Raw genomic sequence first — 19,182 nt, 5'->3', positions numbered from 1 at the left:
CTGTCTTTCTTAGGCTGAAATTTGATGTTCAGATTCAGATCTTATCATTTTTTCTTTCTTACCATGTAGAAGGAAATAAAGAATAGATGCGACTAAGCTGAAGATACCTAAAATGATATATAAATTTCTATAGCCAGTCATTGGGATAATAAACCCAAGTACATAAGGACCGAAACCGAGTCCTGCATCTAGAAAGATAAAGAAAGTCGATGTAGCTAACCCCATACGATGAGATTCAGTCAATTTTACGGCAATAGCCTGAGTGCAGGATTGCATATTACCAAACCCAAGACCGATAAGGGCACCGGATAATAATAAAGTGATGCTGTTATTTGCTGTACTAAGGAGCAGCAACCCAGCTCCAAGGAAAACAAAGGCAGGGTACATCACAATATTTGCTCCCTTCACGTCCATTAAGCGACCTGTGAAAGGACGTGACACTAATACTGCAACAGCATATACAATGAAGAAAAAGCTAGCCGCATTGACCAAGTTAATTTCAATTGCATAGAAGTTGATAAAGGAAAGGACACTGGAATAACAGAAGGCTACTGCTAGCGTAACAAATGCAATGGGCAGTGCCTTAGGCTCAATAAAGTCCGAAAGTTTGAATCCTTTTACCTCTGATTTTTTTGCTGATTTCTCTAAGATCGGTACATATACAAAGAAGGCGGTAATTAAACTAATTATTCCTAAGGCAAGGCAGAAGCTAAAAATCATATGAAAGCTTGTATGTTGGCTCATATATAGCCCAATAAAAGGACCGATTGCGGTAGCGAGTGTCGCACTCATACTAAAGTAGCCAATCCCTTCTCCCTTTCTTGTCTGCGGAATGATTTGGGCTACAATTGTACCAGCCGCTGTACTTGCCATTCCTAACGTTACACCATGTATAAAACGATTAAACAGCAAGAAGGTGATACCGTAATTTAAAAAATATAAAAATGTCGTCAAAATGAAGAAAATTAAGCCGATAATTAATGTTTTTTTACGGCCAATCGAATCAATAGCACGACCGATAAATAATCGTCCAATTAATGTTCCTATAATGAAAATTCCTGTTACGAGTCCTGCTTGGCTTGTCGAAGCGTCGTATTCATTCACGGCATACACGGCAATGGTAACCATTAATAAATAAAAGATTAACGTTAAGAGAAAATTAACAGAGGAAACAATAATGAAATCTTTTGTCCAAAGTTTAGGTCTTGATGAAGTCAATTTTTATCCTCCCATTCTATAAGGTTATTGTGTATTTCCTTCATGATATGGATAGCATTGAGCTGCTCTTGTTCCGAGATTCCTTTTAAAATGTCCTTCTCAAATTGATCAATTGTTATACGGACATGCTTGTATACTTCTTTGCCTAGCTCTGTAAGCTGTATTCTTTTCTCCCTTTTGTCCTTGCTTGGAATTTGCTCGACATATCCTAATTCCTCTAGGCGGTTTATGGTTCTAGTAACGGTAGGCTTTTCTACGCTTAAATAGTTAGAAAGCTCTACAAGTGTTATTGAACCGTTAAGGGATAAATAGTATAAAATCGTCCATTGCGCTCTTTGGATCTGATGCTGGTTAAGCAGTATATTTAATTTGTTTTCAAAAGGGCGGTATAAAAGCGTGAATTGATGGAAGAATTTTTGAAATGCCTTTATGGGAAACACCTCCTGTATATAGTTAGTTAAGGTAATTATTACTCAAGGTAACTAATTTGATATAACAGAATTCAAGGTGTGTGTCTATGGAATAACAAATTTTTACACAAAATTTGTTATTGCTCAAAATATAGGATAATCGTTTTGTTATGCAAGAAATTTAATTTCATGCAACCTATATATTGACATTTTCCTTTATTATATGTTATTTAAATAATGGTTAGCACTCTAGTATAAAGAGTGCTAATGGCAGCTAATATAAGTATGGATGTTAAGTTACTTTGATTATGAAAGGAGACCCTTTAATATGGCAAAAAAGCAGTTTAAAGCAGAATCTAAAAGATTATTAGATATGATGATTCACTCCATTTATTCTCAAAAAGAGATCTTCTTACGAGAGTTGATTTCGAATGCTAGTGATGCAATCGATAAAATTTATTACAAAGCATTAACAGATGATACATTAACGTTTGATAAAGATAGTTACTACATAAAGGTCTCAGCGGATAAAGAAGGCCGGACATTGACAATTACAGATACTGGAATCGGGATGACCAAAGAGGAACTTGAGCAGCATCTTGGAACCATTGCAAAGAGTGGATCTCTAGCTTTTAAAAGTGAAAATGAATTAAAAGATGGCCACGATATTATCGGTCAATTTGGTGTAGGATTTTATTCCGCTTTTATGGTTGCAGATGTTGTAACGGTCATCAGTAAAGCTTTAGGCAGCGATGAAGCATATAAGTGGGAGTCCGAAGGGGCTGATGGCTATAAAATTGAGCCATGCGAGAAAGAAACAGTCGGCACAGAGATTATTTTAACCATTAAAGAGAATACCGAAGATGAGAAGTATGAGGAGTATTTAGAAGAGTATCGTCTGAAGGGAATTATTAAAAAATACTCTGATTTTATCCGCTACCCAATTAAAATGGATGTTACTGGCCGAAGATTAAAAGAAGGCAGCGAAGATGAATACGAGGACTATCAAGAAGAACAAATAATTAATAGTATGGTTCCTATTTGGCGAAAGAATAAAAATGAACTGACTGCTGAGGATTACGAAAACTTTTATCAAGAAAAACGGTACGGCTTTGATAAACCAATTAAGCACATTCATGTAAAAGTTGATGGTACGGTAAGATATAATGCGATTTTATTTATCCCTGAAAACATTCCTTTTGATTATTATTCAAAAGAGTTTGAAAAGGGATTAGAGCTATATTCTAACGGTGTGTTAATTATGGAAAAATGTCCGGATTTAATTCCAGACTATTTTAGCTTTGTAAAAGGGATGGTTGATTCAGAAGACTTATCGCTTAATATATCCCGGGAAATTTTGCAGCAAGATAAACAATTAAAGTTCATCGCTAAAAATATTAAAACGAAAATTAAGAAGGAACTAGAAAGTTTATTAAAACATGACCGTGAAAAATATGAAGCATTTTATCAATCATTTGGCAGACAATTAAAATTTGGTGTGTATAATAATTTCGGACAAGAAAAAGACGTTTTACAAGATTTATTGATGTTCTACTCATCAAAAGAGAAGAAATTAGTAACGCTAGATGAATACGTATCAAGAATGCCTGAGGATCAAAAGTATATTTATTATGCAACAGGTGAAACAAACGAACGAATTGAAAAAATGCCGCAAACCGAGCTAGTTGCTGATAAAGGATATGAAATTTTGTACTTTACAGATGATGTGGATGAATTTGCGATTAAAATGTTGCTGAACTATAAAGAGAAAGAGTTTAAATCCGTATCCAGCGGTGATTTAGGAATTGAAGAAGAAAACGATAATAAGCATGAAGCAGAGGAGAAGGCAAATAAAGAGCTCTTTGACTTGATGAAAGAGGTATTATCGGAAAAAGTAACAGATGTGAAAGTATCTAAACGATTAAAAACCCATCCAGTCTGTTTATCAGCTAATGGCGAATTGTCAATTGAAATGGAAAAAGTACTGAATATGATGCCGAATAACCAACAGGTTAAAGCAGATAAAACCTTAGAAATTAACGTAAACCATGAGATTTGGAAGTCACTCAAATCAGCTTTTGAACAGGACGATAAAGAAAAGGTTCGATTATATACAAATCTCTTATATAATCAAGCACTGTTAATAGAAGGTTTACCAATTCAAGATCCGTTAGAATTTACAAATGATTTGTGTAAGCTAATGGTGTAATAAACGAAGCAGAGACTGTCTAAGTAAGACAGTCTCTGCTTCGTTTATTTTTTAATAACAAATACATAAAATAAGGGGCACCAATTAAGGCAACGATAATGCCTGCTGGAATTCCGTCAGGTTCGACTACATTCCGTCCAATTATATCGGCAAGTGCAATTTGGTTTTGGGTCAATAATTTTCTGGTTGTAAAAACAAGGGAAAAGGGGTATATTTAAATGAGAATGATAATCATTTTATGTTTGATTACCAAGGAGTGAACGGAAATGGAACAATTCGAATTATTTGATGTGACGGTGATTGGGGGAGGACCAGCAGGTCTTTACTCCACTTTTTATAGCGGACTTCGAGAAATGAAAACAAAGCTTATAGAATACCAACCACAACTAGGTGGGAAAATTCATGTATATCCAGAAAAAATGATTTGGGATGTTGGAGGAATTACTCCTGTTCCTGGAGCAAAATTAATAGAGCAACTTGTAGAGCAAGGACTAACGTTTCACCCGGAAGTCGTGTTAAATGAGAAAGTAGAATCCATTACACGTAATGAAGACGGGATTTTTATTTTACATGCTGCATCTGGAAGAAAGCACTTTTCGAAAACGGTTATTATGGCCGTTGGGGGAGGAATTTTAAATCCACAAAGGCTAGCAATAGAAGGTGCTGAGAGATTTGAAGTATCTAATTTAAATTACACAGTAAAGTCTTTAAAGCGTTTCAAGGATAAGACAGTCATTATTTCAGGCGGTGGAAACTCGGCAATCGATTGGGCCAATGAATTAGAGCCTATTGCGAAAAAGGTATATTTGACGTATCGAAAGGATGTTTTAGCAGGACATGAAGCGCAAGTCACACAATTAATGAATAGTTCGGCTGTTTGTTTTCTGAATACGTCTATTACAAAACTAATCGCTGATTCTAGTCATGAGACAATTGAACGGGTGCAATTAACGAATCATGAAACAGAAGAGGTAACGTATGTGTCGATTGATGAGGTCATCATTAATCATGGATATGAACAGGATAAAATGTTACTTGAAAACAGTAAACTGGATATTAAACTAGTGGATGATTACTATATTGAAGGGAACGCATCTAGCGAATCTTCAGTGGAAGGATTGTATGCGGCAGGGGACATTTTAAAGCATGATGGAAAAGTCCATCTAATAGCGGGTGCTTTTCAAGATGCTGCAAATGCTGTAAATAGAGCAAAGCAATTCATTCAACCTGATGCTAGTCATGCTGGAATGGTCTCTTCGCATAATGAAGTTTTTAAAAAGCGAAATCGAGAGTTAGTTCAAAAAATGATGAAGTAGTAGACTCGTAAGGTATTCAAAAGAAGGACGAAACTTTAATGATAGAGAGCTATCTAGCATTAAAGTTTCGTCCTTTTTGTAAGATTAATGGTTATTATGTAAAAATATAGAATTTTTTATGTTATACTATAGTCTAAAAGGGGGAGATATTATGGAGGAAACATTGGTAAAGGCTATTCAAGATGAATATCCAGATGATTTTGCTTGGTGTTACGGGTGTGGAAGATTAAATAAAGAGGGGCATCATTTTCGAACTGGCTGGGAAGGGGAAAATACGCTGACTATTTACATACCGAAGCCGGAACATACAGCAATTCCGGGATTTGTTTATGGAGGTTTGATTGCTTCGTTCATTGATTGTCATGGAACAGGTTCAGCTTCATTAGCCTTGCACCGTAAAAATGGACATGAACTAGGAGATGGAATCGTACCGCCACCACGGTTTGTAACAGCTGCATTAAATGTAGAATTTATGAAACCAACTCCACAACATGTTCCGTTAAGAGCGGTTGGGAAAGTGACAGAGATTCATCCGAAGAAATGGAAAGTGGAAACGGAAGTATTTGCAAATGATACACTTTGTGCACGTGGAGAAGTGATTGCTGTTGTAATGCCAGCCACTTTCACACAAAAATAAAGAACTAAGTAAGCGTTTTCAGCATATTTTTAATAAGAACGGCAGGGTGTATGCCCCCTGCCGTTCTTATTATATGAAAAAGTATCAACTCTTACTTTAAGTTGCGGTTTAAGAATGCTTTTGTTCGCTCAAATTGCGGATTATTAAATAACTCTTCTGGATGCCCAGATTCGATAATTTCTCCATTATCCATGAACATGACTCGATTGGCTACTTCCTTGGCAAAGCCCATTTCATGTGTTACGACAATCATCGTCATTTGTTCTTCCGCAAGGTCCTTCATAACCTGTAAAACTTCCCCTGTTAATTCTGGATCCAAAGCGGAGGTAGGCTCGTCAAACAGCAAAATTTCAGGATTCATCATCAGTGCTCGGGCAATGGCTACTCGTTGTTTTTGTCCACCAGAGAGATTGGCCGGGTATGCTGTTGCTCGATCAGATAGTCCAATTTTCTTGAGGAGCTCAGCGCTTCGTTGTTGAATGGCTGATATGGGTTCTATTTTTAACATTTTAGGCGCAATTTCTAAATTTTCTTTTACCGTAAGATGCGGGAAGAGATTGAAATGCTGAAAGACCATACCCATTTTGGAAGTGATTTTTTTAACTTCCTGCGCTTTTGAATAAACGCCGTCTTTCACTAAATAGTCGCCTGTTACACGAATGCTGCCGCCGTTAATTTCTTCAAGATGAATGAGACTGCGGAGCATCGTACTTTTACCAGAACCAGAGGGACCGATTACAGCCACTACATCATTTTTATTTACATCAAAAGTAATCTGTTTGAGTACATCTAATTTGCCGTATGATTTTTTGAGATTGGATACTTCAATGATAGCCATATTCACCACTCCTTTTTATTCGAATTTGAATCGTTTTTCGAGCCATTTAAAGAACATCGTTAAGACGAGTGTAATTAAGAGATAGATTATACCCGCGATAAAGAATGGCACGATTGTAAAGTCGCGGTTTACAGCCGTCTGAGCAAAGTGTAATAATTCCGGTACGGCAACAGCATAGAGAAGAGCCGTATCCTTAACTAGCGTAATCGATTCATTTGAAACAGAAGGAAGGGCGATACGGAACATTTGCGGTAAGATAATCCGTATCGTCGTTTGCCATTTATTTAAACCGAGTACTTTAGCAGCTTCATACTGGCCTTTATCAATAGAAAGAAGACCGCCGCGGAAGATTTCAGCAAAATACGCTGCATAGTTTAAAATAAAACCTAAACAAGCCGCAACGAAACGATCCAAAATTAGATATTCCCCGATTACAGGAATAAGCGGCAGACCGAAACAAATTAACAATAATTGCAGTAACAGCGGTGTACCGCGCATTAAATAAATATAGGTTTGCGCAAGCCAGGATAATGGTTTAAAACGGCTATTTACAGCTAGTGTGAGTAGAAAGCCTAGTGGAATGGAGACAGCGATAGCGATTAAAAATAAGAGAATCGTCATCTTTGCCCCTTCCAGCATAGGCATAATCATTGTATTGAAATAATCGGCCATGAAAGGATTCCTCCAAAACAAAACAGGGTTTCCAGAGGAAATCCTGTTTTTGTCATAATTTGTTCAGTCTGTTTACTTTAATACTTTATCTTCGCCAAACCACTTTTCTGAGATTTCAGCAGCTGTACCATCTTCATTCATCTCATCAAGTGCTTTTTGAAGTTTTTCTAATAATTCTTCATTTCCTTTTTTCACACCTACGCCATATTGTTCCGGCGCAAGCGATTCGTCAAGTAGTTTAAATGTATCTTTTTCTTTAGACATATAATAATTAATAACAACCTCATCAATAACGACTGCATCTATACGGCCTGTTTTTAAATCGCTTAGTGCAAGTACATTATCTTTAAACTCTGTTACTGTTTTGATTTTTGATTTAATTGGATTAGCATTTAGGGCATCAGATGCAGAAGAAAGAGCTTGAATACCTACAACTTTGCCTGATAAATCATCCAGTTTTTTTAGCTTTGAATCGGTTAAAGTCACAACAACCTGTGCATTTTCTAAGTATGGTTTTGTGAAAAGAACTTTTTCTTTGCGTTCATCTGTAATCGTATATCCGTTCCAAATCAGGTCAATTCGTCCACTGCTTAGTTCGGATTCTTTTGTTTTCCAATCGATTGGTTGGAATTCAGCTGTCATACCCATTTTTTCAGCAGCAGCTTTAGCATAATCGATGTCGAAACCAACAATTTCATTATTTTTATCTCGGAAGCCCATTGGAGCAAATTGGTCGTCAATCCCGATAACTAAAGTATCTTTTTGGTCTTTAGCTTGATCCGTTCCTTTATCCTCCGCTGTACCGCAAGCCGTAAGGATGGAGAACATAGCTACTAAAGTCAAAATCATAGTTGCTATACGTTTCATATTGAAGAAATTCTCCTTTGTCTACGTTATAATATTCCTTTAGTACGTTACCATGTTATTATGATACCATAATTTTAGGGGGAGCAGTACCCATAATATTATGTTCTTAATTTTGGAAATTTTCTTGCTCCTTCATTTCGATATATTGTTCTTGGAAGATGCACATTCTTAATGCATCATGATATTTACCAGCGACAAAGAATTCATCCTGTAATTCGCCTTCTATTTGAAAGCCGGCTTTTTGGTAAACATGAATGGCTATTTCATTGGTTTTATCAACAATCAAATATAGCTTATGTAAATTTAAAATGAAAAACGCATAATTCATCGCCAAACGAGTAGCGGTTAGTGAATGTCCACAACCTTGGTATTTCGGATCAATAATAATTTGGAATTCAGCTCTGCGATGGATGTAATCAATTTCTACTAGCTCGACTAGACCGAGAATTTCCGTTCCTTGTTGAAGGATAAAGCGGCGTTCCCCTTGATTATGGATATGTTTATCGAACAAGTCCTGTAATTCAACAAAGGCTTCATACGGTTCCTCAAACCAATAAGACATAATTTTAGCATTATTATTCAGTTTATGGACAAATTTCAAATCTTCTCTTTCTAATGGTCTTAATCGCACTTCCTCGTGATTAATCATTGTTTACCCCCTCCAATGTACGCATAGTTCTTATCGAATAAATTTTGTATATCGTGCTCTTTTTATTATTCGTTTTTGCTTAATTATCATGCTTAGAGTACAAATTCTATATAGATGTATGGAATAATTTTACTACCAAAGAAAAAGGGTTGCAAATATTGATACATTAAACTATAGGAAGCAGTCTCGATGAAAAACTATATAGGTTCAACTTGTTAAACCGATAGAAAAGTGTTTATTTGAATACGCTGTTGATTTTTAGCTCCTGCTCGTGTGAGAGATGTCAGAAAATCAAATGGGCTTTATATATAGAATAAACAGGCCTAATAATAAATAGGGCCTGTTTATTATGAGTTTGACACTTGACTCGTCTGTGCCGTTTTATCTTGTTCCACAATAATCGTACTAGTAGGGAAGGCAAGGGATACATGTTCTTCTTCAAGAATTTCCATAATGGCATAGTTGATGTCTTCTTTTACTGTTAAATAGTCTCCAAGCTGTGTCGAATTCGTAAAGAAGTTAATGTAGATCATAAGGCCGCTTATATGTAGCTGTTCCAACTTAACTAAAATAGTTTCTTGGTGAACGCCTGGATGATTACGTAATTCAAATTCTATTTTTTCTAAAACATTTTTTACTTTATGTCTTGGAGTATCGTATTTCAACTCAGGTCTAAAGGTAACACTTCTTTTCCCCATCTTGCTCCAGTTGGTAATGACTTCATTGGATAGTGCTGCATTTGGCACGGTTACTACGGCTTGGGAGAACGCTCTTATAGAAGTACTTCGAAATGTGATATCTTCAACAATTCCCTCTACACTTGCTGTTTGAATCCAATCCCCGATCGAAAAAGGTTTTTCGATAATAATGACAATCCCACCGAAGAAATTGGCAATAGCGTCTTTTGCAGCTAAGGCAAAAGCAAGACCGCCCAGCCCTAATCCTGCTACAAACCCGTTTACGTCATAATTAAACTCTTGGGCAATAATACTGAAACTAATCGCGATAATGATAAAACGTAAACCCTTTGATAAAAATGGGATAAGGATTTGGTCCATATTAATATCAAAGCGGTCTCTTATCTTTTCAAATAAGATTGATGAAGCAGAAGACATATTATATAATCCCCAGCTAATAATAAAAATTACGCTGGCACGAAAGAACTTTAAGAATAATGGATCTTTTTGGTCTAAATAAGGGAAATAACGAAGTGCTACATATACACCAATTACGATGAATAACCAACGAATCGGCTGTTCAAAAGAATTAAAAACATGCGTAAAGAAATTGGTCGGAGATTTTTTGCTGATTTTTAAAATGAATTTAAAGATATATGTAGTAAATATCTTTCTTAACAACAAAAATAAGAGTAGAATCCCGATGGAAATCCCAAGGTTCGTTAATTTGTCTATATCATAATTTAAGGCCATATTACTTTCTCCTCCACATTGCATCGCTTCTTTGTTCTTTCGTTATATAAAATCGTATCGTTTGGCGGGAATAATTTTAATCTATTCCTATACCAAGCTTTTCACACGTGTAAAATTTGTACAAGTAACAGCGACGTGTTTCCTTTTGCGTTTTGTTCAGTATAAGCCCAATCTTTTTCTTCCATAATAAAATCGAGTTAATGATAAGGGGGACTTAGATGAGAGGCTGGACTAAGCGTTTATGGATTGGACTTATAGTTTGGATTGCATTAATAGATAGTGTTGACGCAAAAATGAATTCAAAGGAAGAAGCGTATTTCGATTATTATCATATTGCCTTACAAATGATGAAAACGAAGGTAGAGAATGTTCCAAACACTGGTGATGCAACACTTGATTTCTTGTATGAAATGATTCCGCTTCATGAAGCGTCCATTGCTATGTGTGAAAATATCATGAGGTTTAGTGACCATTCAGAAGTAAAACGGATTGCCAAAAAGATAGTCCATAATCAACTTATTGAATTAGATAAAATGAAGGTACTTTTAGAGGAAATGAAAGAACATCCCAATATAGAGTTAGAAAAGGAAGCAGCTTATTTGGAAGTATATAGAGATTCATTTCAACAAATGATTAAGAAAATGGAAAGAGCTAAAACTAAAGGGGATATTCACCAACATTTTTTAGAAGAGATGATTTCTCTTCATGAAGGAACGGTTGAAATGGAGATTACAATTTTACAATTTACCAACAATGGGGACTTGAGACGTATTGCACGAACGATGCTTGTTGACCAAAAAACACAACTTATACAGATGCAAAGAGTAATGAAGATCATTGAGTAATAGAGAATGGTGTTCTATAAAAATAGACAATAAAAGCAATGGCTGATAAACTTAAATTTGATAATGATTATCATTATCACATTTAAGTTTATCTTTATGGGAAGGGGAGTAGAGATGAATACATTAGAGAAAATGGAGTCCTTTATTGTTTTAGCTGAATGTCATTCTTTTACGGAAGCTGCTCGACGATTGTATTGTTCCCAGCCTACAATTAGTCATCATATAAATAAATTAGAAGAAAATTTTGATTCTAAGCTATTCCATCGTTCTGGAAAAAAAGTAGAGTTAACGAAGCAAGGTGAAATTTTACTGCACTATGCGAGGGAAATTATGAATCTTGTTGATGAAGCGTCAGAAAAGATTAAGAAAGCCGACTATTATGAGCAAACATTTCCAGTGTATGTTAGTCACTATATTGCGGAGAATTACTTTTCAAAGATTATGAGTCAACAGCAACTTGATTCGACATCTCAACAATATTACGAGATTAATAGTCACTGTTATGCTGATTTAAGAAGAAGTCTTCAGGAGAAACAAACAAAATTTACTATTATGAAGTGAACCCAAAAAGGTAGACACAAATGTTAGGCAACCGCTTGGGCATGATTTTGGTATTGTACTGGACTCATGCCCTTTAGTTTTACCTTAATCCGTTTGTGATTATAGTAGTAAATGCCATTCTTTAACTTTAGTTTAAAGCCCAAACAGACACGCTTTTTGCTTGAACAGGGAAAGTAGCAAATCCGTCTTTTTCGATTGTGATTTTTGCAGGGTGAGCGTCTGTGAGGTCGACCCACACTTCTCCAGCGCGCTGTTTACCGACAAACATGCGCTTTTCGGTAGCTTTGTCATTAGAAAGGATAACAGCACATCCAGACTTTTGAATCGAAGGCTTTCCAAATCGAACCCAGCCAATAGCATGGGGATTATCAAAATAGTCTTTTTGTTTTCCATATGCTTTTTCATAACGTGCATATAATAAAGAGTCGAGCATCTCTTTTTTGCCTTGGACTGGTACAGGGCCGCGAATGCCATAATAGTCGCCGAAAAATACGCAAGGGCGGCCAGAGCGTCTTAGCAAAATAAGGGCATAGGCTAGTGGTTTAAACCAATCTAGTACCCAAGATTCAAGTGATTCATAAGGTTGGGAGTCGTGATTATCAACAAATGTAACGGCATGTGAAGGGTGTGATTGAACGAGGGTCTGATGAAAAATAGTTCGTAAGTCGAAGTCGGTGCCAGCTTTGGCGGCATCATAAAATTTATAATGAAGAGCGACATCAAATAAGTTTAATTGATAGTTTGTTTGCTTTAAATAGTGTTGAAGTACATGAGCATCTGCTTGCCAAAACTCTCCTACGATATAAAAGCGTTTATGTGTATGAGAATGGACTGCTTGTAACCATTCATTCATAAAGTCGCTATTAATATGTTTAACAGCATCTAAGCGAAAGCCGTCGCATTTTAATGTATCGATGACCCACTTTGCCCATGAAATCATTTCATGACGTACTTCGAGAATATCATAATCAATATTTGCAAACATGAGATAATCATAGTTGCCTAATTCATCGACAACGTTCTTACTCCATCCTTTATGTTCACCTAGCAAGCGGTAAATTCCAATTTTTTTAGTTCTCTCATCGTAATCCGTTCCGTTGAAATGATGGGCATTCCATGTAAATGAGGAGTATTGTTGATTTCTACCTGGGAATGTAAACTTCGTCCATCCTTCTATTTCAAATGGCTTCGATAGTTCAATCATTCGGTTTTCTGGATCCACTTCGACAACATTGAATAGTTCTGTTTCATCTGCCCCTGCTCTATGGTTCATGACGATATCGATATACACACGGATTTCCTCATGGCGGCAAACTTCAATTGCTTCAAGGAGCTCTTGCTTTGTCCCGTATTTAGTACGAACAGTGCCTTTTTGATTAAATTCCCCAAGGTCATAGCCGTCATAGATCCCGTACCCATTGTCGTTTGCTGATTGCCCTTTTGAAACAGGCGGCAGCCAAACAGCGTTAATGCCAACTGCTTTTAACTGAGGTGCAGCACGCCTTAATCTTTGCCAATGACAGCCATCTGCTGGTACATGCCATTCAAAAAATTGCATCATCGTATCGTTTCTTTTCATTCATTTCCCTCCTTTTTATCTATTTTTGTATATTTTTGTAATTATCATACTGAATATTGTCTGATTAGTAAAAAGCGATTGTTCCCTTTTTCACACTCTTATATGAAAAATACACCATTACCTTCATATAAATAGTAGTCCTGTTTTTTATCTTCTTGATAATGGTCTAAGTTCAAAAATAATGTATAAAAAGAGTTATTGATATCTAAAATAAATCATGCTATCTTTAAATAATGTGGAAACGGTTACACATTTTCAAGATTGAGGTGAGAGATTTGGCAACAATTCGGGATGTAGCAAAGGAAGCTGGCGTATCTGTTGCAACAGTTTCACGCGTGATAAATGGCAGTGGCTATGCTCATGAAGATACAAGAAAGGCTGTAATTGCAGCTGTTGAAAAACTGCAGTACAAACCGAATGAAGTAGCGAGGTCTTTATATAAACGAAAATCAAAACTGATCGGCTTGATTCTCCCTGATATTACAAATCCGTTTTTCCCCGAAATGGCAAGGGGAATTGAAGATTATTTACAACGGGAAGGATATCGTCTCATTTTCGGCAATAGTGATGAAAATAGAAAAAAGGAAAGAGAGTATCTAGATACCTTTTTGCAAAACAATGTCGTTGGCTTGATTATATCGACTAATGAACAAGATCATACGATATTTGATAATTTAACGATTCCAGCTGTATTGCTTGATCGTACAGCAGGACATTTGCCGGCTGTGTATGCCGATCAACAACAAGGTGGTAGACTTGCTGCAGAGATATTACTAGCACGAGGTGCAAAAGAAATCACGATTATTAGAGGGCCTGTTGAAATTAAAACAGTCTATGAGCGATATTTATCAGCATTAAGTGTGCTCGAAGATACTGATGTGAAAGTTCATATCTTAGATTCCACACTCTCTTATCAAGGAGCAAGAAAGTGTGCTAAAGAAGTATTGGCGAAATATCCGGAGACAGATGGCATTATCGCTTGTAATGATATTGTGGCGGCAACCATTTTGCAGGAAGCTTTAGCAATGGGAAAACGCGTGCCGGAGGACATTCAAGTAATTGGTTATGATGATGTTTCATTTACAGCTTTATTACACCCTGCGTTGTCCACTATTCAACAGCCAGCCTATGAAATGGGAGCCAAGGCTGCGGAAATTTTAATTAAAAAAATTAATCAGGAAAAACTAGAAGAGATACACACCGTATTTCCTGTGTCATTTATAGAAAGAGAAACAACAAGAGAGGTGGAGTAGTCAACAATGGTGAAAATAGCAGTTGTCGGAAGTGTGGCCATAGATTTAGTTGTGACAGCAAATAAACGTCCCATCGCAGGAGAAACTGTTCTAGGTGATTCATTTAGAACGGTCCCTGGCGGAAAAGGAGCTAACCAAGCTGTTGCAGCGGCGCGTTTAGGAGCAGAGGTTAGTATGATTGCTTGTGTAGGAGATGATGTTTACGGACAAGCGATTAAAAATAATTTACGAGATAACGGTGTTGATATAACGTATGTGGAACCGGTTACAGGTGTTGCATCGGGTACAGCTCACATTACGCTTGCAGAAGGAGACAACAGTATTATTGTCGTAAAAGGGGCAAATGATTCCGTTACTCTACAATTTGTTCAACAAGCTCAGCCAGTTATTGAACGTGCAGATATTATTTTAGTACAACAAGAGATTCCAGAAGAAACCGTTGTTTATTTAGCGGAACTTTGTACAAAACTGGGTAAAAAATTATTGCTAAATCCAGCTCCTGCGCGTAAAATCAGTGAGGTTGTTATTGAACAGTCCGCTTATATTACACCAAATGAGCATGAATTTGCGCTTTTATTTGAAGGGGAAAATCGTGCTGACGTACTTAAAAGATATCCTAATAAAATTTTCATTACAGAAGGAAAGAATGGCGTTCGCTATTTTGACGGAAATGAAGAGAGGGTTATTTCTAGCTTTATTGTAGAAGCGATAGATACAACGGGAGCCGGAGATACGTTTAATGGTGCGTTTGCGGTAGCTGTTGCAGAAGGAAAGAGTTATGAAGAAAGCGTAAGATTTGCGAATCGAGCAGCTTCACTTTCCGTAACAAAGTTCGGTGCTCAAGGCGGTATGCCGACAAGAGCCGAAGTGGAAGGGAGCTTGAATGGATGAAACGTCACGGCATATTAAACAGTGCTATTGCAAAGGTTCTAGTTGATTTAGGGCATACTGATTATATCGTGATTGGCGATGCCGGATTACCTGTTCCTTCTCATGTACCGAAAATTGATTTAGCGTTAAAAGCAGGCACGCCTACTTTTCAAGAAGTAGTTCGCCTTGTACACGAAGATATGGTCGTAGAGCAAACGATTGCAGCCGAAGAAGTGAAGGAACAGAATCCTGTGCAGCATCAGTTTATCGAACAACAATTTCAAGGCAATGTGGTCTATGTGTCACATGAAGAATTTAAAGAGCTGACGAAAAAGGCGAAGGTCGTTATTCGTACAGGAGAAATAACACCTTATTCCAATTGTATCTTACAGTCTGGTGTATTTTTTTAATGAAACGAGGTGCAGAAGATGAAAATCGAGATGCGCGATATTTATAAAGCGTTTGGTCAAAATAAGGTGCTAGAAGGTGTGGACTTTGATCTGGAACCAGGTGAGGTCCATGCACTTATGGGTGAAAATGGTGCTGGAAAATCAACCTTGATGAATATCTTAACCGGCCTTCATAAACAAGATAAAGGAACGATTAAGATTAATGGCGTAGAGACGGTGTTTAAAAACTCGCTTGAAGCTGAGCGTTCAGGATTAGCCTTCATTCGCCAAGAATTAAATATTTGGCCAGAAATGACTGTTTTAGAAAACTTATTTATTGGTCGTGAGCTTACAAATGCATTTGGTGTTTTAAAAACAAAAGAAATGCAAAAAATCGCGAGTGACATTTTTAAGACGTTAAATATTTCGCTTCCATTTGATAAAGAGGCAGGTCTTTGTTCTGTTGGAGAACAGCAAATGATTGAGATTGCGAAAGCGTTGATGACGGATGCAGAAGTCATTATTATGGATGAGCCAACGGCCGCTTTGACGGATCGAGAGATTGATAAGCTGTTTGAAATCATGAAAGAGCTTACAGCTAAAGGTGTCTCGCTTGTTTATATTTCACACAGAATGGAAGAAATCTTTGCAATCTGTGATCGGATTACCGTAATGCGCGATGGTCAAACCGTAGATACGACTCCTATTCCAGAGACAAGCTTTGAAGAAGTGGTAAAGAAAATGGTTGGCCGTGAGTTAGAAGATCGTTTCCCGCATCGTGAAGCAAAGCTAGGTGAAACGGTTTTAGAGATTAAAGGGTTAAGTCGAAAAGGCGTATTTAACCATGTCGATATGTCTGTACATCGAGGAGAAATTCTTGGTGTTGCAGGGTTGATGGGAGCAGGTCGAACAGAAATTATGCGTGCTCTCTTTGGAGTGGATCAGGCCGATAGCGGTGAGGTTTTCATTGAAGGAAAGAAAGTAAGCATTCGTCAACCGATAGATGCGGTAAAACATGGACTGGCTTTTATTACCGAAAATCGTAAAGATGAAGGCCTTATTCTAGACTTTTCAGTTCGAGAAAATATAGGGTTACCGAATTTAGGAAGCTTTGCTCCAAATGGTATTGTGAAAGCAAACGAAGAAAAGCAGTTTGTGGAGATGATGGTGAAACGTCTTTCCGTAAAAACAGCTTCGCCAGAAACCATTATCGGTAATTTATCTGGAGGAAATCAGCAAAAAGTAGTTATTGCCAAATGGATTGGTACGTCTCCTAAAGTATTAATTATGGATGAGCCAACAAGAGGGATTGATGTAGGTGCGAAACGAGAAATTTATGAACTAATGAATGAACTTACAGAGCGTGGCTTAGCGATTATTATGGTTTCTTCCGAGCTTCCAGAAGTTCTTGGAATGAGTGATCGAATCTTGGTTATTCATGAAGGGAAAATTGCTGGTGAATTAGCTAGACAAGAAGCAACACAAGAAAAAATTATGGCATTAGCGACAGGAGGGAACTAGGTTGAGTACACAAGGAAAACTAAATGATGGTAATACATCGATTTGGCAAAAGTTTGGACCGCTATTCGCATTGCTGCTTTTATTTGTTGTCATCGCAGCATTAAATCCATCCTTTTTGGAACCTTTAAATATTATGAACTTATTGCGTCAAACATCGATTAATGCACTCATTGCATTTGGGATGACCTTTATTATTTTAACAGGTGGGATTGATTTATCTGTTGGTTCTATTTTAGCGTTATCTAGTGCATTAATGGCGGGTATGATGGTGTCTGGGATGGACCCAATTTTAGCTATATTAGTTGGGGTCTTACTGGGTACACTAATGGGTGTATTAAATGGATTGCTTATTACAAAAGGAAAGATGGCACCATTTATTGCAACCCTTGCAACGATGACTATTTACCGTGGTTTGACACTCGTTTATACAGAAGGTAAGCCCGTTACAGGATTAGGGGATTCAGAGTTATTCCATATGCTTGGTCGAGGGTACTTCTTTGGAATACCTGTTCCGGTAGTCATTATGATTATTGCCTTTTTCGTATTATGGTTCCTGCTTCATAAAATGTCTTTCGGAAGAAAAACATATGCAATTGGTGGGAATGAGAAAGCGGCACGAATTTCTGGTATTAAAGTAGACCGTGTCAAAATTATGATTTACGGGATTGCTGGAACAATGGCCGCGTTGGCAGGAGCAATCTTAACATCTCGTTTAAATTCTGCACAACCTACAGCTGGTCAAGCATATGAAATGGATGCGATTGCTGCGGTTGTATTGGGCGGTACAAGCTTAAATGGCGGGAAAGGCCGCCTGTTCGGTACATTAATTGGTGTGCTAATTATCGGTACACTGAATAATGGTCTAAACCTGTTAGGTGTCTCATCTTTCTATCAACAAGTGGTGAAAGGTGTAGTTATCATAGTTGCGGTCTTATTAGATCGTAAAAAATCTTAAAAGAGGTGCATACAATGAAGAAGTTATTCTCAATTTTGATGGTTCTTTCGCTCATGGTTTTAGCAGCTTGCTCATCTGAGTCTAATTTAGAGAACAACAAGGCTGAGCCAAAAGAATCAATGGAAGATGTAACTGTGGGTGTAAGTATTTCAACATTAAATAACCCATTCTTTGTCTCATTAAAAGAAGGTATTGAAGCAAAGGCAAAAGAAAAAGGAATGGAAGTTTCTGTTGTTGATGCTCAAGATGATACAGCAAAACAAGTTAGTGGAATTGAAGACTTAATTCTGAAAAAAGTAGACCTTTTAATTATCAATCCTACAGATTCAGCTGCGATTTCTTCAGCTGTTCAATCAGCTAATGATGCAGGAATCCCGGTTATTACAGTTGACCGTTCTGCAGATGAAGGAGAAGTTGTAACATTTATCGCTTCTGATAACGTAGCTGGTGGAGAACAAGCGGCTAAATATATGGTAGAACAACTTGGTGAAAACGCAAAAGTAGTTGAATTAGAAGGTGTATCAGGTGCTTCTGCTACTCGTGAACGTGGTGAAGGTTTCCATAATATTGCGGATAAGCAACTGGATGTTTTATCAAGCCAAACAGCTGAATTTGACCGTACAAAAGGTCTTAATGTAATGGAAAATATGCTTCAAGGAAATAAAGATATTCAAGGTGTATTTGCTCATAATGATGAAATGGCTTTAGGTGCAATCGAAGCAATTAAAGCAACAGGTAAAGATATTCTTGTTGTTGGTTTTGATGGCAATGAAGATGCACTAAAAGCTGTTGAAGCAGGAGACTTATCAGCAACAGTTGCGCAACAACCTGCTTTAATCGGTGAAGAAGCAATCGCAGCTGCTGAAAAAATCCTTAAAGGTGAAAAAGTAGAAGAAACGATTTCTGTACCATTGAAATTGGTAACAAAAGAATAAAACAGTAAAAAGCAGGCTTTCTTAAAGT

General features: G+C 37.1%; 19 protein-coding genes and 2 pseudogenes. 11 read left to right on the top strand and 10 right to left on the bottom strand.

Annotated features, from left to right (window positions below):
* Positions 1-9: 9 nt before the first annotated feature.
* Together BAOM_RS23535 and BAOM_RS23530 are read right to left on the bottom strand one after the other, a co-directional pair.
* Positions 10-1,218, bottom strand: coding sequence for an MFS transporter (locus BAOM_RS23535; protein ID WP_127762338.1), 1,209 nt, complete (start codon positions 1,216-1,218; stop codon positions 10-12).
* Entirely contained in the window at positions 1,215-1,658 is a 444-nt protein-coding gene (locus BAOM_RS23530) for a MarR family winged helix-turn-helix transcriptional regulator (RefSeq protein ID WP_306821283.1), read from the bottom strand. The genes BAOM_RS23535 and BAOM_RS23530 overlap by 4 nt, the downstream gene beginning before the upstream one ends.
* 298 nt (positions 1,659-1,956) lie before the next feature.
* Here BAOM_RS23530 and htpG point away from each other — a divergent pair, with 298 nt between their 5' ends.
* Positions 1,957-3,837, top strand: a complete 1,881-nt coding sequence (gene htpG, locus BAOM_RS23525; RefSeq protein ID WP_127762337.1) for a molecular chaperone HtpG — start codon at positions 1,957-1,959, stop codon at positions 3,835-3,837.
* Between the two features lie 19 nt (positions 3,838-3,856).
* Here htpG and BAOM_RS23520 read toward each other — a convergent pair.
* Positions 3,857-3,997 (bottom strand): annotated as a pseudogene (locus BAOM_RS23520) (iron chelate uptake ABC transporter family permease subunit); the annotation flags it as partial.
* A 106-nt stretch (positions 3,998-4,103) separates the two neighbouring features.
* Here BAOM_RS23520 and BAOM_RS23515 point away from each other — a divergent pair.
* On the top strand, positions 4,104-5,153 hold the full coding sequence (locus BAOM_RS23515) for an NAD(P)/FAD-dependent oxidoreductase (RefSeq protein WP_127762336.1): 1,050 nt from the start codon (positions 4,104-4,106) through the stop codon (positions 5,151-5,153).
* Positions 5,154-5,304: 151 nt separating this feature from the next.
* Positions 5,305-5,790: a PaaI family thioesterase gene (locus BAOM_RS23510; RefSeq protein WP_127762335.1), complete on the top strand. Its 486-nt coding sequence runs from the start codon at positions 5,305-5,307 to the stop codon at positions 5,788-5,790.
* A gap of 91 nt (positions 5,791-5,881) precedes the next feature.
* Here the strand turns inward: BAOM_RS23510 and BAOM_RS23505 are convergent, their stop codons facing one another.
* The 5 genes from BAOM_RS23505 to BAOM_RS23485 form a co-directional block, all read right to left on the bottom strand.
* Positions 5,882-6,628 carry an amino acid ABC transporter ATP-binding protein gene (locus BAOM_RS23505; RefSeq protein ID WP_127762334.1) on the bottom strand — a complete coding sequence of 249 codons (747 nt, stop codon included), beginning with the start codon at positions 6,626-6,628 and terminating at the stop codon, positions 5,882-5,884.
* A gap of 15 nt (positions 6,629-6,643) precedes the next feature.
* Complete coding sequence (locus BAOM_RS23500) at positions 6,644-7,300, bottom strand: amino acid ABC transporter permease (RefSeq protein ID WP_127762333.1); 657 nt, start codon at positions 7,298-7,300, stop codon at positions 6,644-6,646.
* Positions 7,301-7,372: 72 nt separating this feature from the next.
* Positions 7,373-8,167: an amino acid ABC transporter substrate-binding protein gene (locus BAOM_RS23495; RefSeq protein WP_127762332.1), complete on the bottom strand. Its 795-nt coding sequence runs from the start codon at positions 8,165-8,167 to the stop codon at positions 7,373-7,375.
* Positions 8,168-8,273: 106 nt separating this feature from the next.
* Positions 8,274-8,816: a spermidine N1-acetyltransferase gene (speG, locus tag BAOM_RS23490; protein WP_127762331.1), complete on the bottom strand. Its 543-nt coding sequence runs from the start codon at positions 8,814-8,816 to the stop codon at positions 8,274-8,276.
* A 347-nt stretch (positions 8,817-9,163) separates the two neighbouring features.
* On the bottom strand, positions 9,164-10,246 hold the full coding sequence (locus BAOM_RS23485; protein WP_127762330.1) for a mechanosensitive ion channel family protein: 1,083 nt from the start codon (positions 10,244-10,246) through the stop codon (positions 9,164-9,166).
* Between the two features lie 218 nt (positions 10,247-10,464).
* On the opposite strand from BAOM_RS23485, the gene BAOM_RS23480 reads away from it, so the two are divergent.
* Both BAOM_RS23480 and BAOM_RS23475 read left to right on the top strand, forming a co-directional pair.
* The gene (locus BAOM_RS23480) at positions 10,465-11,091 is read left to right on the top strand and encodes a DUF305 domain-containing protein (RefSeq protein ID WP_127762329.1); all 627 of its coding nucleotides are present in this window, start codon (positions 10,465-10,467) and stop codon (positions 11,089-11,091) included.
* Between the two features lie 114 nt (positions 11,092-11,205).
* A complete protein-coding gene (locus BAOM_RS23475) occupies positions 11,206-11,652 on the top strand; it encodes a LysR family transcriptional regulator (protein WP_164853322.1) in 447 nt (148 codons plus the stop codon).
* Between the two features lie 23 nt (positions 11,653-11,675).
* Here BAOM_RS23475 and BAOM_RS23470 read toward each other — a convergent pair.
* Positions 11,676-11,789, bottom strand: a pseudogene (locus BAOM_RS23470) (IS3 family transposase); the annotation flags it as partial.
* Positions 11,780-13,231 (bottom strand): alpha-amylase, encoded by a 1,452-nt coding sequence (locus tag BAOM_RS23465; RefSeq protein ID WP_127762327.1) that lies wholly within the window; start codon positions 13,229-13,231, stop codon positions 11,780-11,782. The gene BAOM_RS23465 and the pseudogene BAOM_RS23470, both read right to left, overlap by 10 nt.
* 275 nt (positions 13,232-13,506) lie before the next feature.
* Between BAOM_RS23465 and BAOM_RS23460 the strand changes: the two genes are divergently transcribed.
* Genes BAOM_RS23460 through rbsB form a run of 6 tightly spaced genes read left to right on the top strand, consistent with a single transcriptional unit; the run spans position 13,507 to position 19,154 of the window.
* Positions 13,507-14,484 (top strand): LacI family DNA-binding transcriptional regulator, encoded by a 978-nt coding sequence (locus tag BAOM_RS23460; protein WP_127762326.1) that lies wholly within the window; start codon positions 13,507-13,509, stop codon positions 14,482-14,484.
* Between the two features lie 6 nt (positions 14,485-14,490).
* Positions 14,491-15,375 (top strand): ribokinase, encoded by an 885-nt coding sequence (gene rbsK / locus BAOM_RS23455; protein WP_127762325.1) that lies wholly within the window; start codon positions 14,491-14,493, stop codon positions 15,373-15,375.
* On the top strand, positions 15,372-15,764 hold the full coding sequence (rbsD, locus tag BAOM_RS23450) for a D-ribose pyranase (protein WP_127762324.1): 393 nt from the start codon (positions 15,372-15,374) through the stop codon (positions 15,762-15,764). Before rbsK ends, rbsD begins: the two co-directional genes overlap by 4 nt.
* Before the next feature lie 18 nt (positions 15,765-15,782).
* The gene (locus BAOM_RS23445; RefSeq protein ID WP_127762323.1) at positions 15,783-17,264 is read left to right on the top strand and encodes a sugar ABC transporter ATP-binding protein; all 1,482 of its coding nucleotides are present in this window, start codon (positions 15,783-15,785) and stop codon (positions 17,262-17,264) included.
* Position 17,265: 1 nt separating this feature from the next.
* Positions 17,266-18,219 carry an ABC transporter permease gene (locus BAOM_RS23440; RefSeq protein WP_127762322.1) on the top strand — a complete coding sequence of 318 codons (954 nt, stop codon included), beginning with the start codon at positions 17,266-17,268 and terminating at the stop codon, positions 18,217-18,219.
* A gap of 14 nt (positions 18,220-18,233) precedes the next feature.
* Positions 18,234-19,154, top strand: coding sequence for a ribose ABC transporter substrate-binding protein RbsB (gene rbsB, locus BAOM_RS23435; RefSeq protein ID WP_127762321.1), 921 nt, complete (start codon positions 18,234-18,236; stop codon positions 19,152-19,154).
* The last annotated feature ends 28 nt before the right edge of the window (positions 19,155-19,182 follow it).

Source organism: Peribacillus asahii (assembly GCF_004006295.1).
In the GTDB taxonomy this organism is placed as follows: Bacteria; Bacillota; Bacilli; order Bacillales; family DSM-1321; genus Peribacillus; species Peribacillus asahii_A.
The sequence above is the reverse complement of the archived record's forward strand: the minus strand, read 5'-3'. Positions and strand labels throughout refer to the sequence as shown.

Bases quoted from the DNA above. Each gene is read 5' to 3' on its own strand.
- BAOM_RS23495 (WP_127762332.1), bottom strand. From the start codon at position 8,167: ATGAAACGTATAGCAACTATGATTTTGACTTTAGTAGCTATGTTCTCC.
- BAOM_RS23505 (WP_127762334.1), bottom strand. From the start codon at position 6,628: ATGGCTATCATTGAAGTATCCAATCTCAAAAAATCATACGGCAAATTA.
- BAOM_RS23485 (WP_127762330.1), bottom strand. From the start codon at position 10,246: ATGGCCTTAAATTATGATATAGACAAATTAACGAACCTTGGGATTTCC.
- BAOM_RS23515 (WP_127762336.1), top strand. From the start codon at position 4,104: ATGGAACAATTCGAATTATTTGATGTGACGGTGATTGGGGGAGGACCA.
- BAOM_RS23510 (WP_127762335.1), top strand. From the start codon at position 5,305: ATGGAGGAAACATTGGTAAAGGCTATTCAAGATGAATATCCAGATGAT.
- speG (WP_127762331.1), bottom strand. From the start codon at position 8,816: ATGATTAATCACGAGGAAGTGCGATTAAGACCATTAGAAAGAGAAGAT.
- BAOM_RS23480 (WP_127762329.1), top strand. From the start codon at position 10,465: ATGAGAGGCTGGACTAAGCGTTTATGGATTGGACTTATAGTTTGGATT.
- BAOM_RS23465 (WP_127762327.1), bottom strand. From the start codon at position 13,231: ATGAAAAGAAACGATACGATGATGCAATTTTTTGAATGGCATGTACCA.
- BAOM_RS23500 (WP_127762333.1), bottom strand. From the start codon at position 7,300: ATGGCCGATTATTTCAATACAATGATTATGCCTATGCTGGAAGGGGCA.
- BAOM_RS23445 (WP_127762323.1), top strand. From the start codon at position 15,783: ATGAAAATCGAGATGCGCGATATTTATAAAGCGTTTGGTCAAAATAAG.
- rbsD (WP_127762324.1), top strand. From the start codon at position 15,372: ATGAAACGTCACGGCATATTAAACAGTGCTATTGCAAAGGTTCTAGTT.
- rbsB (WP_127762321.1), top strand. From the start codon at position 18,234: ATGAAGAAGTTATTCTCAATTTTGATGGTTCTTTCGCTCATGGTTTTA.
- BAOM_RS23475 (WP_164853322.1), top strand. From the start codon at position 11,206: ATGAATACATTAGAGAAAATGGAGTCCTTTATTGTTTTAGCTGAATGT.
- rbsK (WP_127762325.1), top strand. From the start codon at position 14,491: ATGGTGAAAATAGCAGTTGTCGGAAGTGTGGCCATAGATTTAGTTGTG.
- htpG (WP_127762337.1), top strand. From the start codon at position 1,957: ATGGCAAAAAAGCAGTTTAAAGCAGAATCTAAAAGATTATTAGATATG.